This window comes from Bacillus sp. SRI_025, from assembly GCF_057592095.1.
The window spans coordinates 466,205-482,153 of the sequence record NZ_JBYEGB010000002.1 but is presented as its reverse complement, the minus strand read 5'-3'; the positions used below and the strand labels follow the sequence as shown (position 1 = coordinate 482,153).

General features: G+C 41.4%; 18 protein-coding genes and 1 other annotated feature. All 18 genes read right to left on the bottom strand.

Annotated elements, in window-relative coordinates; translation table 11 throughout:
- Window positions 1-9: 9 nt before the first annotated feature.
- Window positions 10-648, bottom strand: coding sequence for a transcriptional regulator CcpN (ccpN, locus tag AC20OE_RS07375; RefSeq protein ID WP_039180035.1), 639 nt, complete (start codon window positions 646-648; stop codon window positions 10-12).
- Between the two features lie 167 nt (window positions 649-815).
- Complete coding sequence (gene glyS / locus AC20OE_RS07370) at window positions 816-2,861, bottom strand: glycine--tRNA ligase subunit beta (protein WP_099663451.1); 2,046 nt, start codon at window positions 2,859-2,861, stop codon at window positions 816-818.
- On the bottom strand, window positions 2,854-3,741 hold the full coding sequence (gene glyQ, locus AC20OE_RS07365) for a glycine--tRNA ligase subunit alpha (RefSeq protein ID WP_012010611.1): 888 nt from the start codon (window positions 3,739-3,741) through the stop codon (window positions 2,854-2,856). Before glyQ ends, glyS begins: the two co-directional genes overlap by 8 nt.
- 112 nt (window positions 3,742-3,853) lie before the next feature.
- Window positions 3,854-4,031 (bottom strand) — a binding site (T-box leader).
- A 39-nt stretch (window positions 4,032-4,070) separates the two neighbouring features.
- Entirely contained in the window at window positions 4,071-4,841 is a 771-nt protein-coding gene (gene recO, locus AC20OE_RS07360; RefSeq protein WP_099663452.1) for a DNA repair protein RecO, read from the bottom strand.
- A gap of 35 nt (window positions 4,842-4,876) precedes the next feature.
- Window positions 4,877-5,020, bottom strand: a complete 144-nt coding sequence (locus tag AC20OE_RS07355; protein WP_003217288.1) for a YqzL family protein — start codon at window positions 5,018-5,020, stop codon at window positions 4,877-4,879.
- 148 nt (window positions 5,021-5,168) lie between these two features.
- On the bottom strand, window positions 5,169-6,074 hold the full coding sequence (gene era, locus AC20OE_RS07350) for a GTPase Era (protein ID WP_007501305.1): 906 nt from the start codon (window positions 6,072-6,074) through the stop codon (window positions 5,169-5,171).
- Entirely contained in the window at window positions 6,067-6,465 is a 399-nt protein-coding gene (locus tag AC20OE_RS07345) for a cytidine deaminase (RefSeq protein ID WP_008356263.1), read from the bottom strand. Before AC20OE_RS07345 ends, era begins: the two co-directional genes overlap by 8 nt.
- A 113-nt stretch (window positions 6,466-6,578) precedes the next feature.
- Window positions 6,579-6,965 (bottom strand): diacylglycerol kinase family protein, encoded by a 387-nt coding sequence (locus tag AC20OE_RS07340; protein ID WP_024423020.1) that lies wholly within the window; start codon window positions 6,963-6,965, stop codon window positions 6,579-6,581.
- A complete protein-coding gene (ybeY, locus tag AC20OE_RS07335) occupies window positions 6,943-7,422 on the bottom strand; it encodes an rRNA maturation RNase YbeY (RefSeq protein WP_024423021.1) in 480 nt (159 codons plus the stop codon). The genes AC20OE_RS07340 and ybeY overlap by 23 nt, the downstream gene beginning before the upstream one ends.
- Window positions 7,423-9,534 (bottom strand): HD family phosphohydrolase, encoded by a 2,112-nt coding sequence (locus AC20OE_RS07330; RefSeq protein WP_394722259.1) that lies wholly within the window; start codon window positions 9,532-9,534, stop codon window positions 7,423-7,425.
- Between the two features lie 114 nt (window positions 9,535-9,648).
- Complete coding sequence (locus AC20OE_RS07325) at window positions 9,649-10,608, bottom strand: PhoH family protein (protein ID WP_039180050.1); 960 nt, start codon at window positions 10,606-10,608, stop codon at window positions 9,649-9,651.
- Between the two features lie 3 nt (window positions 10,609-10,611).
- Window positions 10,612-11,802 (bottom strand): sporulation protein YqfD, encoded by a 1,191-nt coding sequence (yqfD, locus tag AC20OE_RS07320; RefSeq protein ID WP_487268775.1) that lies wholly within the window; start codon window positions 11,800-11,802, stop codon window positions 10,612-10,614.
- An 18-nt stretch (window positions 11,803-11,820) separates the two neighbouring features.
- Window positions 11,821-12,102 (bottom strand): sporulation protein YqfC, encoded by a 282-nt coding sequence (gene yqfC, locus AC20OE_RS07315; protein ID WP_012010618.1) that lies wholly within the window; start codon window positions 12,100-12,102, stop codon window positions 11,821-11,823.
- A gap of 203 nt (window positions 12,103-12,305) precedes the next feature.
- Complete coding sequence (locus tag AC20OE_RS07310; protein ID WP_487268774.1) at window positions 12,306-12,803, bottom strand: hypothetical protein; 498 nt, start codon at window positions 12,801-12,803, stop codon at window positions 12,306-12,308.
- Between the two features lie 31 nt (window positions 12,804-12,834).
- A complete protein-coding gene (floA, locus tag AC20OE_RS07305; RefSeq protein WP_024423026.1) occupies window positions 12,835-13,827 on the bottom strand; it encodes a flotillin-like protein FloA in 993 nt (330 codons plus the stop codon).
- Window positions 13,828-13,854: 27 nt separating this feature from the next.
- Window positions 13,855-15,168 (bottom strand): NfeD family protein, encoded by a 1,314-nt coding sequence (locus AC20OE_RS07300; RefSeq protein WP_058839062.1) that lies wholly within the window; start codon window positions 15,166-15,168, stop codon window positions 13,855-13,857.
- A gap of 141 nt (window positions 15,169-15,309) precedes the next feature.
- The gene (locus AC20OE_RS07295; RefSeq protein ID WP_041086254.1) at window positions 15,310-15,759 is read right to left on the bottom strand and encodes a GatB/YqeY domain-containing protein; all 450 of its coding nucleotides are present in this window, start codon (window positions 15,757-15,759) and stop codon (window positions 15,310-15,312) included.
- A 14-nt stretch (window positions 15,760-15,773) separates the two neighbouring features.
- Complete coding sequence (rpsU, locus tag AC20OE_RS07290; protein WP_003152957.1) at window positions 15,774-15,947, bottom strand: 30S ribosomal protein S21; 174 nt, start codon at window positions 15,945-15,947, stop codon at window positions 15,774-15,776.
- Window positions 15,948-15,949 lie beyond the last annotated feature (2 nt).

Here is a 15,949-nt window from a genome sequence, read left to right as displayed (position 1 = left end):
CTTCTGTCATTAGATTATTTCGTTCTCCGATAAGCTGACAAGTATTTTCGTCATGTTTGTTTTCGTGATTCTTCCGACTACTTCAAAGCCTTTTTCCGTATCTTTTATCACAGGAAGTGCATCTATTTGCTTTTCAATCAAGTGCTTCGCCACATCCATAATGAAATCTTCTTTGCGGCAAACGGTGATGTTCGGCATTCTTGTCATAATAATATGGACAGGGATAGATGGAAGCTCCTGTTTCCCTATACTTGCGCGAAGGAGGTCTTTTCTTGATAACACGCCTGTTAAAATAGAGTGATCATCCACAACGAATAATGTGCCCACATCCTCTAAAAACATCGTACAAATCGCATCATAAACCGAAACATTCTCATGTATCACCACTGGAATGGATTGAAAGTCTTTCACTTGAAGTTTTTTCAGCTTATCTGCGAGAAGCTGCGTGCCTGTTTTTCCTGTGAAAAAGTAGCCGACCCTTGGTCTTGCTTCTAAAAAGCCTGACATTGTTAAAATGGCTAAATCCGGTCTGAGGGTCGCCCTTGTTAAGTTCAGCCGATCGGCGATATGCTCTCCAGTGATCGGACCATTCTCTTTGACAATCTGTAAAATCTGCTCTTGCCGTTTATTTAACTCGATTGTACTCACCACCTTTAAATAGAGAGAGCGAAATCTTTATTTTATGTATATCATTTTCATAACTCATCATATTATAGCGCATCTTTGTCCGAATGAAACAAAAATCCACTCAAAAACCGTGAATTAAATGAGTAAAAAACGATTGCCCTTCGGAAAAGGCAACCGTTCTTAGGTATTTATTTTACAATTAAATTGTTCATATTCGCAAATGATTGAATCACTTTGGCTAGTTTGACCATTTGTGCCAAACGATTTCGCTTCAGTTTTTCATCATCCGCATGAACCATTGTGTGATCGAAATAATGAACGATCGGTGTTTTTAATGTATCCAGCGCCTCAAGAGCCAACCTGTATTGTCCTGCTGCTACATGGTCCTTGACAGCTTTCTCTACTTGCTGATACGCCTCAAACAGCTTTTGCTCATGTTCATTTTCAAACAGTTCAGGCTGAATCTCTGCGTCTTCGCCTTTTTTACTGATTGAAATGACACGTCCCAATGCTTCAGCCGTTTCTTTGAAGCTTTCTTGTTTTACACTCTCTTCAAGAACAGCTGCTTTTTTGACGACTGCATATGGCTCAATATTTTCAACATCCAGCACTGCATCAACAACATCATGGCGAATATGCTCTGCTTGAAGAACATATTTTAAACGATGCGTTAAAAATTCAATTAGAGCAGCTTCATGTTCTGTCTTTACTTGAGCAAGTGCTAACAGCTCTTTAAATGAAATATTCCAATGACGGTCAAGCAGGATTTGAACGATACCACTCGCTTGTCTTCTAAGTCCATAAGGATCTTGAGAACCTGTAGGGATCACATCGATTGAGAAGAATGAACAAATAGAGTCGAGCTTATCTGCTACGGCCACAATCGCACCAATCAAAGTAGACGGCGCCTCATCACCAGCAAAGCGCGGCATATAATGCTCGTTAATGCTTCTTGCCACTTCTTCATGTTCACCAAGAGCTCTTGCATATTTCTCACCCATGATTCCTTGTAATTCAGGGAATTCATAGACCATTTGAGTCACAAGGTCAAACTTCGAAATACTTGCTGCTCTAGCCACGCGTTTTGTTGTTTCGTCATCTGCTCCGACATGCGCCGCTAGACGGGTTGCAATGTCTGTCACTCTCTTCAGCTTGTCGCCGATTGTTCCAAGTTTCTCATGGAATACCACTTTATCAAGCTTTTTAATATTGTCTTCAATCACTAGTTTTTCGTCTTCTTTATAGAAGAATGCAGCATCTGATAAACGTGCGCGAAGTACTTTTTCGTTCCCTCTTGCGACATTTTCCAGCGCCTCACTGTTTCCATTTCTGACTGTAATAAAATGCGGTAATAATTCTCCTTGCTCATTTTTCACAGGGAAGTAGCGTTGATGCTCTTTCATTGTTGTCACCAATACTTCTTCCGGCAATGCAAGAAACTCCTCTTCAAAGGAACCAGACAGCACAGTTGGATATTCTACAAGATCGTTCACTTCTTCTAGAAGTTCAGGATCAACAGGAATGACCCAGCCTTTTTCTGAAGATAGCGCATTTAGCTGTTCAGTAATTAATTGTTTTCTTTTATCTGAGTCTGCAATCACAAATTGATCGCGCAAAGTTTGTTCATAAGAAGCAGGAGTGTCAATGCTCGCTGTCGTACCAAGGAAACGGTGTCCTCTTGTTTCACGGCCGCTTTTCACCCCGGCAATTTCAACAGGTACAATCTCTTGTCCAAATAAACAAACAATCCATTTAATCGGACGGATATAGCGTAAATCTTCGCTTCCCCATCTCATGTTCTTTGGAAAGCTTAATGAAGCAGCAATTTCACCTAACGCTGGGAGAAGGTCTTTGACTTGCTTCCCTTCTTGAAACTTTTGGACATGGACATAATCCACTCCTTTGATCTCTTTGAAATAGAGATCGTCTGTTGAAGCACCTTGGCCCCGGGCGAAGCCTTCAGCAGCTTTTGTCCAATTGCCTTCAGCATCTTGGGCAATCTTTTTAGCTGGGCCTTTTGCTTCTTCTTTGATGTCTTCTTGTTTTTCTGCAACACCTTTCACAAGTACAGCAAGACGTCTTGGTGAGTTAAATAAAGCAGTCTCTTCGAATGAAATATTTTGCGTTTCAAACCATGCTTTTACTTTCTCACCTAGTTGTTTTGTGCTCTCTGGCATGAAACGAGCCGGCATCTCTTCTAAGCCGATTTCAAGTAATACATCTTTTTTATTCATGAGAAGCCGCCTCCTCTTTTAGCATAGGGAATCCCAATTTTTCGCGTTCTTCATAATAGGTTTTGGCTACTTTTCTTGCTAACTGACGCACTCTTCCGATATAACCAGTTCGCTCAGTCACAGAAATAGCGCCCTTTGCATCGAGCAGGTTAAATGTATGAGAGCATTTGAGGACATAATCGTATGCCGGGTGAACAAGTCCTTTGTCCATTTGACTATGTGCTTCTTTCTCATAGGTTGTAAATAGCTCGAACAGCATGTCAGTATTAGATGTTTCAAATGTATACACAGAGTGCTCATATTCAGCCATTAAGAATAAATCTCTGACCGTAAATCCGTCTGTCCATTCAAGATCGAAGACATTTTCTTTGTCCTGGATGTAAGAAGCAAGACGTTCAATACCGTATGTGATTTCAACAGAAACGGGCTTACATTCTAAGCCGCCGACTTGTTGGAAATACGTGAATTGCGTAATTTCCATCCCATCAAGCCATACTTCCCAGCCAAGTCCAGCACAGCCAAGAGATGGATTTTCCCAGTTATCTTCCACAAAACGAATGTCATGTTTCAGCGGGTCAATGCCAAGTGCCTTCAATGATTCAAGATATAGTTCTTGAATATTGTCAGGTGATGGCTTAATGATCACTTGAAATTGATGATGCTGATACAATCTATTTGGGTTTTCTCCATATCTGCCATCAGCCGGGCGTCTTGAAGGCTCTACATATGCTACCTTCCATGGCTCTGGGCCGATGCTTCTGAGGAACGTGTATGGACTCATCGTTCCGGCACCTTTTTCTGTGTCATACGCCTGCATTAATACGCAGCCTTCATTTGACCAATGCTTTTGCAGCGTCAAAATCATGTCTTGAATATTCAATGATCGCACCTCCATCTTTTCTACACCAACCGCTATGTATGGCGGGTGGGATTAGAACCTTGTAAGAGAACACAAAAACTCCCGTCTCTATGCTCGCAAGGTTCTTTGCAAACATAGGGACGAGAGTTTTTCCCGCGGTTCCACCCTATTTGCTGGTGTCGTAGCATCCAGCCGCTTTGTTTTACGTTGCTCAAGAATGCCTTTCGTTACGCCTCCATCCTTAGCTCACACCGCCCTAAGGTCGCTTTTATGGATTTTACGTAAGTACTTCTTTCTGTCAATGCAACATATTTTATCTTAGATGATCTTACAAAAAGTCATGGGAGATGTCAACTTTTGTTTTCGTCACCCATTAGCTTTTTCATGGATTCCATTTGATTCATGAATTTTTTTGATTTTAAATAGAGGCCGGAATATTCGTCATAGTAGTGATCAAGCACTTGACGAATTTCTTGTTTCGTCTGAGGCTTCACATCAACCTGACCAAGCCTTGATAAATCAAAATAATGAAACAAACGGAGCAGCCTTCCAGCTGCGGGGGATAAGGGCAGTTTATATGGATCTTTCGAAAAACAATTTTGGCAAATGAAGCCGTTATCTCTTATCGAGAAATGGAACTGCCCTTCTTTTTGACCACAGTGAACACATTGATCAAGTTCAGGCTTCATCCCCATCACTGATAACATTTTAACCTCTACGATAAATAAAATAATATCAGCATCTGTGCCTTCGTTGAGATGACGCAGAGATTGAAGCAGAAGCTCAAACAAATAAGGGTTTGGCTTTTTTTCTTCTGTCCCTTTATCAATCAATTCCGTCATATATGCGGCATATGCGGTCAGAAATAAGTCTTCCCGAATGGCCCGCATACTTTCAATCATTTCGCCTTGCTGGAGCGTTCCAATTCCTGTTGATGATTGGATAAGAAAGGTGCCGTATAAAAACGGCTGGCTTATGGCTGACAGGCGGCTGTTTGATTTTTTTGCGCCTCTTGCCATCACGCCAATTTTCCCATGTTCTCTAGTGAGCAGCGTGACAATTTTGTTTGTTTCGCCATAATCTGTTGTTCTAAGGACGATTCCTTCACTTTTAATGAGCATTTGTCTACACTCCGAGCGCTGGAGGGGGTCAAGAATTATAAGATTGGAAAATCAAATCGTGCTATTTCTTCTTCAAGTACATCGGGTCTTTCCAGGTTCTCCTTTTCTAACTCTTTGAAAAGCAGATACGTGTCAACGCTTCCTGTTTGTGAAAATACGTTCCATGTAAAATTCAACATAAAAACCCCACCTTTCTTTATTAGAAGCAGCAACGCTACATCCAACATATTAATTTTATCTTGACCAGGCTACCTCCATTTCATGATAAACAATTTTTACTAATCGAACCGCACCATTGTCAGATTTGCTGACAAATGCAGCGATTTTTTAATATTCGTCTTCTCTAAATCCGAAGTCACGAAGGTGAGTGGATTTATTACGCCAGTCCTTCTGAACTTTGACCCAAAGCTCTAAATACACTTTTGAGCCTAGAAGTGCTTCAATATCTCTGCGCGCTTTTTGTCCCACTTCTTTTAACAAGCTGCCTCGTTTACCAATGACGATCCCTTTTTGCGAATCACGTTCTACGACAATGGTTGCCGCGACATGGATCTTGCCATTTTCATCTGGCTTAATTGATTCAATCGCAACCGCAATACTGTGCGGAATCTCTTCTCTCGTTAAATGCAGCACTTTTTCACGAATTAATTCAGAAATAATAAACCGTTCTGGATGATCTGTTACTTGATCTGCCGGATAAAATTGAGGGCCCTCTGGAAGATAACCTTCAATCTGCTGAAGAAGCGTGTCGATATTGTTTCCTTCAAGAGCTGAAATTGGCACAATTTCCTTGAATGGATAACGTGTGCGGTATTCATCAATTAAAAGAAACAGTTCATCTGGATGAATTTGGTCAATTTTATTCACGACAAGGAACACCGGTGTAGATGTTTGCTTTAGTCGTTCAATGATGAATTCATCACCTTTGCCATAGCCTTCCTGTGCGTTGATCATAAATAAGATCAGGTCGACTTCCTTCAGTGTATTTTGAGCCACCCTCATCATAAAATCACCAAGCTTATGCTTAGGTTTATGAATCCCCGGTGTATCGATAAAGATCGTTTGTGATGTGTTCGTTGTCAGGACACCTTGCACTTTGTTTCGCGTCGTTTGGGGCTTATCGCTCATGATGGCGATCTTTTGTCCAATAACACGATTAAGAAAGGTTGATTTCCCTACATTTGGTCTTCCAATAATTGATACAAATCCTGATTTGAAGCTTTCGTTAGTCATTTAAATCCTCCGGTGAAAATGCTCCTGGCAATAGTTCGTTTACTGTTGTTTCGTATATATGTCCTTTTAAGTTCGTTAGAATCACTGGCATGTCAGGTGCACATAGCTCTGAAATGACCTGTCTGCATGCGCCGCACGGCGAAACAGGACGGTCTGTATCAGCCACCACTGCTAACATTTGAAAAGATGTAATGCCTTCTGAATAGGCTTTAAAAAGTGCTGTTCTTTCCGCACAATTACACATACCATATGCTGCATTTTCAATGTTGCAGCCGCCATACACTTTTCCATCATTCGACAGTAACGCTGCACCGACTTTGAATTTAGAATAGGGTACATATGCAAAATCTCTTGCTTTGATTGCTTCTGAAATCAACTCTTGTTTGTTCATTCCTAGTTCCCACTTTCAGAAGAAATGGTACCACTGTCACATTTATATTTTACATAATTCACGTGACATTTTCACGCCCATTTCTAAAAATGTTAATAAATAGTAATATTGTTCTATTGCATGATCTTCGGTAAGAAGATGATCAACCCAATCATAACCGAAATTGCGGCGTAAACGCAAACAGCGCCTGCCGCAGCGTCCTTCGCTCTCTCTGCAAGCGGGTGCCTTTCTTCTGTCATCAGATCCACTGTATGTTCAATGGCTGTATTGACAAGTTCAAGCGCAAACATCCCCCCGCAAAGAAGAAGAACGATCAGCCATTCAAATGGGTCAATGCGGAACCAAAAGCCGCAGATCACCACGATGATGGCTGCGACTGTGTGAAATCGAAAATTCCGTTCATTCAAGAAAGTTCGCCATATTCCTCTAAATGCATAGTAAAAACTCCGAAAAAAACGGGCGAGCGGCCTTCTTTTCTTACGATGATCTCGAAAGGCCATAATCATCCAAGATTTTTGTCTGTTTGGCGAACATTTCTTTTTCATCTTCCTCTGTCATATGATCATACCCGAGCAAATGAAGGAAGCCATGAATCGTTAAGAATCCAAGCTCTCTCATAAAGGAATGTCCATATTCCTCCGCCTGCTCTTTCGTTCGATCTACACTAATGATAATGTCACCAAGTACAGGCGGGATATCATCCGCTCCAATGATTTCAATCTCCCCTTCTCCTTCTTCCTCAAGTGCAAAGGAGATCACATCTGTTGGCGCGTCTTTTCCGCGGTATTCTTTATTGATTTGATGAATCTCTTCATTCGAAACGATCGTCACTGATACTTCCGCTTGATCCTTGACCTCAAGTTCGTCTGCAGCAAACTGAAGAAGCTTTTCCACTTCTTCAAGCTGCTCTTTTGATACTTGTCCTGTTTCATCTATTAAATCGATTAACAATGTCATTTACTTCACCTTCTGCTTCGGGGCATCTGGATATTCAATCCGAGAATGGAAAATCCCCTTTAATGTTGTACAAATCGTTTGGCTGATAATATTTAATTCTTTAAATGTCAGGTCACATTCACTAAATTGCCCGTCCTGCATTTTATCCGAAATAATGCCTTTGACAAGCTTTTCAATCCGCTCTGGATTTGGATTATGCATGGAACGAACCGCCGCTTCAACGCTGTCAGCCACAGAAATAATCGCTGCTTCTTTTGATTGCGGCTTTGGACCAGGGTAACGGAATTCTTCTTCTGTCACCTGATCATCACGCTCTTTTGCCTTATAGTAAAAGAACTTTAAAAGAGACTTTCCGTGATGCTGTTCTGCAATGTCGACAAGCTCTTCAGGAAACTTCTTTTCTCTCAGCATATCAGCGCCATCTGTCGTATGGGCAATAATAATATTTTTACTCAGCTGAGGAGAAAGCTTGTCATGCGGATTATCAATGTTCATTTGGTTTTCGATAAAGTATTGCGGTCTTTTCGTTTTCCCAATGTCATGATAATAAGCGCCGACCCTTGCTAAAAGACCGTTTGCACCAACTGCTTCACATGCAGCATCCGCTAAATTCGCCACCATGACACTATGATGATATGTACCTGGTGTCTCGGTTAAAATCTTTTTGAGGAGCGGATGATTTGGGTTAGATAATTCAATCAGCTTCATTGTGGAAAGAATGCCAAACATGCTCTCAAAAACAGGCATTAACCCAATGACCAAGATAGATGATGCAAACCCTGACACAATCGCCATCATGAGGTTCACACCGATTTCAAGCCCTGATGGTGAAGAGTTTTGGATCAGTGTAATGGATAAAACCACAAGTACATTCACCAGCGCCACCAAAAGCCCAGCCTGCAATATTTTTGATCTTGCATTATGTTTTCTTAAAAATAAAATACCCGCCATCCCGCTCATCAGATAATAAGCGCAGATCACATAGTTAAAGACGCCGGTTACTCCTTGATTAAACATCATACTGCCGCAAAGAGCAAATACAAGACCGGAGAAGATTGCTAACCGCTCATTAATGAGCAGTTTGATCAGCATCGTGCCAAGTGCCACTGGCACAACATAGCCTATCGTTGTATATTTCGTTTCCTGGAAGAGACTGAACACTTCCATAATAATTAAAATAATCGTAAAAATAAGCGAGTAGAGCAATAATGACTTATTCTTATGGACAAGCGACTTTTTTCTCGATTCAAGGGAATGAATAATCGCTGCTAAGAAAAGGCCAATTAATATGAAAAGACCACTTACAGGCTTAAATAAATTTGAGCTGTTTAATAGACCCGTGAGTTCTAATTTGCGATAAACTTCCCGGTCGATGAGCTCTCCTTCTTCAACTAAGATTTGCCCTTGCTTAATTTGCACTGGCTGAATATTGTCAGCCGCTTCCTGTCTTTTCTTCTCTGTTGCCACTGGGTCAAATACATAGTTTGGGATGATCGCAAATTCACCGATTTCTTTCGCTGCATTTAAGTATTTTGATGGAATCGAATTGTTTTCAAGTTCTGTTTTGACTTGTTTTTTCTCATCTTGTAATTTTGCTGCTGTGATTTCTTTACTCATCAGTGAATTCACCACTGTGATGATGGAATCCTTAGTAAATGAGAGATTTTCATCACTTGCCTGAAGCAGTGCTTTGATGGATTGATCCGAAACAGCTTCCTGCATATCTGTTGTGAGCTTTTCTTTGACACGCTTGACCATTTCTTGATCTGATGGCGCTTTCTCTTTTTCATCAGCTGCTTTCTTCTCTTCTTTAATGGCTTCAAAGAGGGATGAGATGAGGTCTACACGATTATCAGAATACGCTTTTTTGAGCGTATATTGATCTTCCACTTGATCTGTTGCTTCTTGTTTCTTTTCTTCTGTCGCTTCTTGATCATCAACAGTTGACGGAGAATAGATGGTCTGTTCGCTCACAGAAAATAAATCTAAGTCGAGCGATTCAGGCTTTACATGGAAGAAGAGCACCACGAATAAAATGGCTGCTAAAGCAGCGTACAGCAAAACATTTAAATAACGTGAGCGCTCCATTTTCTGAGGTTCTTTTTTAGACAGCAGTCTTTTGCGCTTACTGCCTTTTTGATTCTTTCTCAAGGAAAGTACCTCCTTTTTTACTTTAAACCACGATCGAAACAAAATGACCCGATGAAGACGATCGGGTCACTCAGTTCATTTTTGCTTTTCGTATGCGCCAATGATCTTCGCCACAAGCGGGTGTCTGACCACATCTGTCTGGTCTAATTCAATAAATGAGATGCCCTTGATATCTGCAAGCATGTCCTTTGCAGCCGCAAGACCTGACTGCATGCCCTTTGGCAGATCAATCTGTGTAATATCTCCTGTAATGACCATTTTAGAACCAAAGCCAAGTCTCGTCAAAAACATTTTCATTTGGGCAGGTGTTGTATTCTGCGCTTCATCTAAAATAACAAATGCATCATCAAGCGTCCGGCCTCTCATATAGGCAAGGGGCGCTATTTCAATCACGCCGCGCTCGATTAAACGTTCCGTATGATCACTGCCAAGCACATCATGCAAGGCATCATATAGTGGTCTTAAATAAGGATCTACCTTTTCCTTTAGATCGCCTGGTAAAAAGCCAAGACTCTCTCCTGCTTCAACAGCTGGTCTTGTCAGGATAATCCGTTTCACATGTCCATTTTTTAATGAATGTACCGCATTGACGACTGCCAAATACGTCTTCCCTGTACCAGCTGGTCCAATTCCAAAGACCAGGTCATCTTTTTTCATCGCCGCAGCATATTCCCGCTGGCCGATTGTTTTCACCCTGATCGACTTTCCTTTGGCATTTTTCGTAATTTCATCTTCATACATATTCTCAAAATAATTCAGCTTGTTTTTTTGCGCCATTTTAATGGCATAGACGACATCCCGTTCAGATATCTCGATTCCTTTACGGATGAGATGTAAAAGAGATGTGATCAAACGGCTTACTGTATCTCTCGATGCTTCCTCACCAGAAACATACACTTTTTCTCCACGCGTAATAACGGAGACGTTCAGCTCGTTTTCCATTAGTTTCAGATAAGCATCTTGATTGCCAAATAAAGCAATCGCTTCGTTTGGACTATCCAATTTTTGTTGAATCTCAAGTAAATGTTCTGTCATTCTCTAGTCTCCCTGAACAATAGGTGTTGGTTGAACAATATCTTCTATTACTTGGTAAAGGATGATTAACTTAACTTTACCATTCCCTGTTGTCTCGTGCAAAACTTTTTCACTTTTCACCTCTCCTGTTTGACCTAGCTTCTCTTCTAATTCTTTTTTACCCATTTTAATCCCTGCTTGAACCGCTTCTTTATTTGTGTATTCTCGATTTATTTTCTCACTTTCACGTGTGATTTCCTTTTCATAAGAGAATGGGAGCTGCATGTTTAAGAAATGAAGCGGATGAACTTCTGTTTCTGTTTTTGGCTGCTTGAAATCATCCTTTTTAAAAGAAAAGCCCCAAAATGGCAGTGAGCCTCCAAATGCGGAGAGCTTGTGCTTTGTCTTCATTTTACCCGTAAAGACGTCAAAAGATGTTCGAAGAGGGACAGAAACTTCAGAACGATACCACGTTTCACCATAGATTTTCGCTTTGGCTCCTACCGTTTTCTGCTGATCTTCGCTGCCAATGAGTCCAGAGACAAGCATCTGTCCTTTCTTTACATGTTCATCAACCGCGGCGAGCGGCTCCCCTTTTTCTACATACATTCTCGTGATGACAGCCTTTTTCTTGGCGACGATATGCTGAGGACTCATGTATTTTTCTTTTTCGGGTTCATTTTTTTCCACAACTTTCATTTGAAAGGTTGTACCGTTTAGTTCAACACCGACCCATGTGATGCTTTGAATATTGGTTGTCAGGGATTTTTGAATTTTTTCAGGTGTTCCCATTAGAAACTGAAAACGTCCTTTTTGCACCCCAATGTCGTCTAAATGCTTTCTCATTTGATGTTCAGTTTCTGGATTGGCTCCTTTAATATCAATTTTCCATACCATGTTTGAAAGTGCCAATATCGTCACTAGAAAACATACAATCCCAAGGGTAAATCCGATATTCTTCCTTGACCAAAGAAGTAGAAACGGAAAGCCCTTCTTTTGATGAAATGAACATGTCACGTCATGATGTCTGCGTACCTTTCTGAAGGCATGTACATCTGATAGGCGAATAAATAAGCACACGCTGTCTTGACGGCGGCTCACTTGAAACATTGTGATCCCCTGCCTCGTGCACTCATTGATGAGCCGCTCAATGCCATTTCCTTTGATCTCCACTTCCACTCTGCCAATAAAATAGCCGAACCATTTATTCTTCACGCTTCTCCCCTCCGTCAGTTAAGAATCAATATAACGGACCTCATCGATTTTCCCTTCCAATAAAATCTCTTCTGGCAAAATCGTTTTAATCACAAAATCTTTCCCTGAAATAATGCATTGTCCCTGTTTGAGCATCAGCCTTACCTCTTGATCACTGAAAAGCAAAAGCCCTTTATGGTTCTCTATGTAAATGTGGAGTCTGCCAACCATCGTAATACGGGGAAGATCCATCATCACGTCTGGAGGGATTTCAAGTGTTCTTGTCAGCCATGCTTTAAGTCGATTTTTTCTTTTTCCCATTCAATAAGAACCCCTTCCCACCTCATGTGTATGAGATCAAACTGAAAGATGGTGAGACTGATGAGAAAGCCTCTATATCATCCTATTCCTCAGGGGTTCATATCATGCTAATGAATCCCGTAAAACAGCCGTTTCAGCATTTTCTTTATGAAAAATCGTTATCAGACAAAAAAAGCCCCCTTTTTTGAAGGGGACTTTCTTCTTTATCTTTTATATGGCCGTTTCATCGTTCTGTGCGGCTTTTTCGCGCGCGGCTCTCCAAATACTTCTCCAAGGATCATTCCTTGAACAATTGTATCTTGGTTCAGCTTCTCAATGACTTTTGGCCTCACTTCAGCAGATGCAGCCTTTGGCCTTGTCAGCTCTCTTTCAAGCGATTGGAACTCTTTGTTCAGCTCGTTTTTTCTTTCTTCCATTTCGGCAAGTGTAGCCGTATAGCGATCTTGTAAGGACTGAGAAGTTTTTTTCTTCATCCCGCCATGATCATGTACATCACCGAAATCGTCCAGCTGATCCGTCACGACTGGATCTGGACTTGTTTGCTTTGTTTGTTTTTGGGGCACCTGCTTACGCTGAGGAGCGGGCTTCTTTTGCTGATTCTGCTCTTCGTTCTCCTCTTGTTTGCCGATCTTCCCAAAGACGGCAGAGATGATACCGATGATAATCGCAATTAGTAGCGGATTTTCAAATAGAATGTCCAATGGGCTCCCTCCTTAAAGCGTGAGAGGATGCTTATTTGTTTTCATTATCAGATGGACCTTTTGTCATTTTACCAAATGAATCTCTCATATCCGTATCAGCATCGATATTTTTAATATTCATGTAGTCCATGACACCAATATTGCCTTCACGTAATGCTTCAGCCATTGCAAGTGGTACTTCTGCCTCTGCTTCTACAACTTTCGCGCGCATTTCTTCAACTTTCGCACGCATCTCTTGCTCTTGTGCAACAGCCATTGCGCGGCGTTCTTCTGCTTTCGCTTGTGCAATGTTTTTGTCTGCTTCTGCTTGGTCTGTTTGCAGAATCGCCCCGATATTCTTACCGATATCCACATCTGCGATATCAATCGAGAGAATTTCAAATGCAGTACCTGAATCTAATCCTTTACCAAGAACCGTTTGAGAAATCATATCAGGATTCTCAAGAACCTTTTTATGATTATCTGATGAACCGATTGTCGAGACAATCCCTTCACCTACACGGGCAATAATTGTTTCTTCCCCTGCACCACCGACAAGACGGTCGATGTTTGCACGAACTGTAATACGTGCTTTTGCTTTGACTTCAATCCCGTCCATCGCAACACCAGAGATAAATGGTGTTTCAATGACTTTAGGGTTTACACTCATTTGAACTGCTTCTAGTACATCACGTCCTGCTAGGTCGATGGCTGCACAGCGGGCAAAGTTCAATTCGATATTCGCGCGTTGAGCTGCAATTAATGCGTTCACAACTCTGTCCACGTTACCACCTGCAAGATAGTGGCTCTCCAGCTGGTTAATCGTCACATCAAGACCTGCTTTATGTGCTTTGATGAGCGGGTTGACTACTCGGTTTGGAATGACTCGGCGCAGTCTCATTCCTACAAGTGTAAAAATGCTCACTTTTACGCCAGCCGCTAGGGCAGAAATCCACAGCATCACCGGTACAAAGGTGAAAAAGATCGAAAGAACAATCAAACCTGCTGCGATAATCACAAATAATAGTAAAGTAGATGGATCCATTTTATTCCTCCTCTAAAATCAGTATATCTATACTTTCCTCACGACAATGCGTGAGCCTTCCGCTTTCACAATTTTTACTTGCTCATCCTTATCGATAAATGCACCTTCTGACACAACATCAATGCGCTCATCTCCGAATACGATCGTACCAGATGGACGAAGTGCAGTTGCTGTCACTGCGATTTGTCCAACAAGATCTTCTCTTGTTTCATTTGAGACATAACCGCTTTCCTTATTGGTTGAATCGGTTAAAATGAACTTTTTAAAGAATTTCATACGTTTCCCCAACACCTTTGTCAATAAAATAACTGCTATGATTGAAACAGCAGTGGCAATCAAGATGGAAATCGCCATTTCTGTAAAGCTTCCAGCTGCTAAAAATAAGCTGACAACGACACAGATCAGTCCAATGACACCTACGATTCCCCCTGGCAAAAACAATTCCAGAATGATGAGTGCAATCCCTGCTAAAAACAGGAACAATGTCTCATATCCTGCAAAACCTGCCACGAGATGACCATAAAAGAATAGAAGAAGCGCTGTCACTCCCATGGTGCCCGGGACTCCAAAGCCAGGAGAATAGAGCTCAACAATTAATCCTAAGCTTGCAATGGATAAAAGGATCGGAATGACGATTGGGTGCGTAAGAAAACGCGCAACCTTTTCAGCAAAGCTCACTTCATCGTATTGAACAGAAGCGTCTGTTAATTTCAGCTTCTGAAGCAAGTCATCCATATTTTTCGCTTCACCTTCTGCATACCCGAATTGAAGCGCCCGATCTGTGTTAAAGGTGAGCAATTCCCCTTTTGGTGCACCGGCTTCTTTTGCGTCTATATCTACATCCGCCATGGCAAGAGCATACTTTGGATCACGCCCCTGCTTTTCGGCAGCATCACTCATTTCAGCAAGCCATAGAGATTCAGATTTTTGATCGGCAGCATTGCCTTCTCCATCAATGATCGCAGCAGCCCCCATCTTTCCATTCGGGGTCATATAAATTTGATCGGCATTTAGCGCGATGAATGCCCCGGCTGAAAGCGCTCTATGATTGACAAACGCTGTCACTGGGATATCGGAAGCGCGGATGGTATCTGCGATCTCAAGCGCTGCATCGACTGCACCACCCGGTGTATTGATGTCGAGAATAATATGCTTCGCCCGTTCCGCCTTTGCCTGCTCAAACGATCGTTCAATGAATTTAGAAAGTCCTTTTTCTACTGTATCTTCAATTGGGATAACATGAACTTTCTGATCTGCTGATTTCGCGGTCAATTGAACCCCTAATAACAAGCATATTATAAAACAACTGAAGAGAGCAATAGAAATTTTTATTTTTTTCATCTATTTGGTGATCCCTCCTCTCTTTCTTCCATTTTACTGTTCCTTTACATACGTTACAAATGTATCATAGGTTTCATTTTTATATGACAGAATCATGAGGGCATAAAAAAAGTACCCTTCTAACAATAGAAGGATACTTTTTTATTGAGACAGCTGCTCGCTGACAAGTCTGTTAATGACAGCTCCATCAGCTTTACCTTTTACTTTTGGCATAATAGCGCTCATCACTTTACCCATGTCAGCCTTTGAGGAAGCACCTGTTTCAGCGATCGTTTCTTTCACGATCGTTTGCAGTTCTTCTTCAGAAAGCTGTTCAGGTAAATAAACGTCTAAGATGTCAATCTCTTTTTGAACTTTATCTACTAAATCTAAGCGATTAGCTTTCGAAAATTCATGGAGGGAGTCTTTACGTTGCTTAATCTCGCGGGAAAGGACGGTTAGTTCCTCATCGCCGGTCAAACTGTCTTTCTTAAGCTTAATTGCTTCATTTTGCAGCGAAGCCTTTACCATACGAATGACAACAAGCTTGTCTTTCTCACGGTTTTTCATCATAAGCTTCATATCAGAATTTAATTGCTCAAGAAGACTCATAAAATCCACCCTCTTTAGAATTTACGTTTTCTAGCAGCTTCAGACTTTTTCTTGCGCTTTACGCTAGGCTTTTCATAAAATTCACGCTTTCTTGCTTCTTGCAATGTTCCAGTTTTGGATACACTGCGTTTAAAGCGACGAAGAGCATCTTCAAGCGATTCGTTTTTTCTAACGACCGTTTTTGACATTC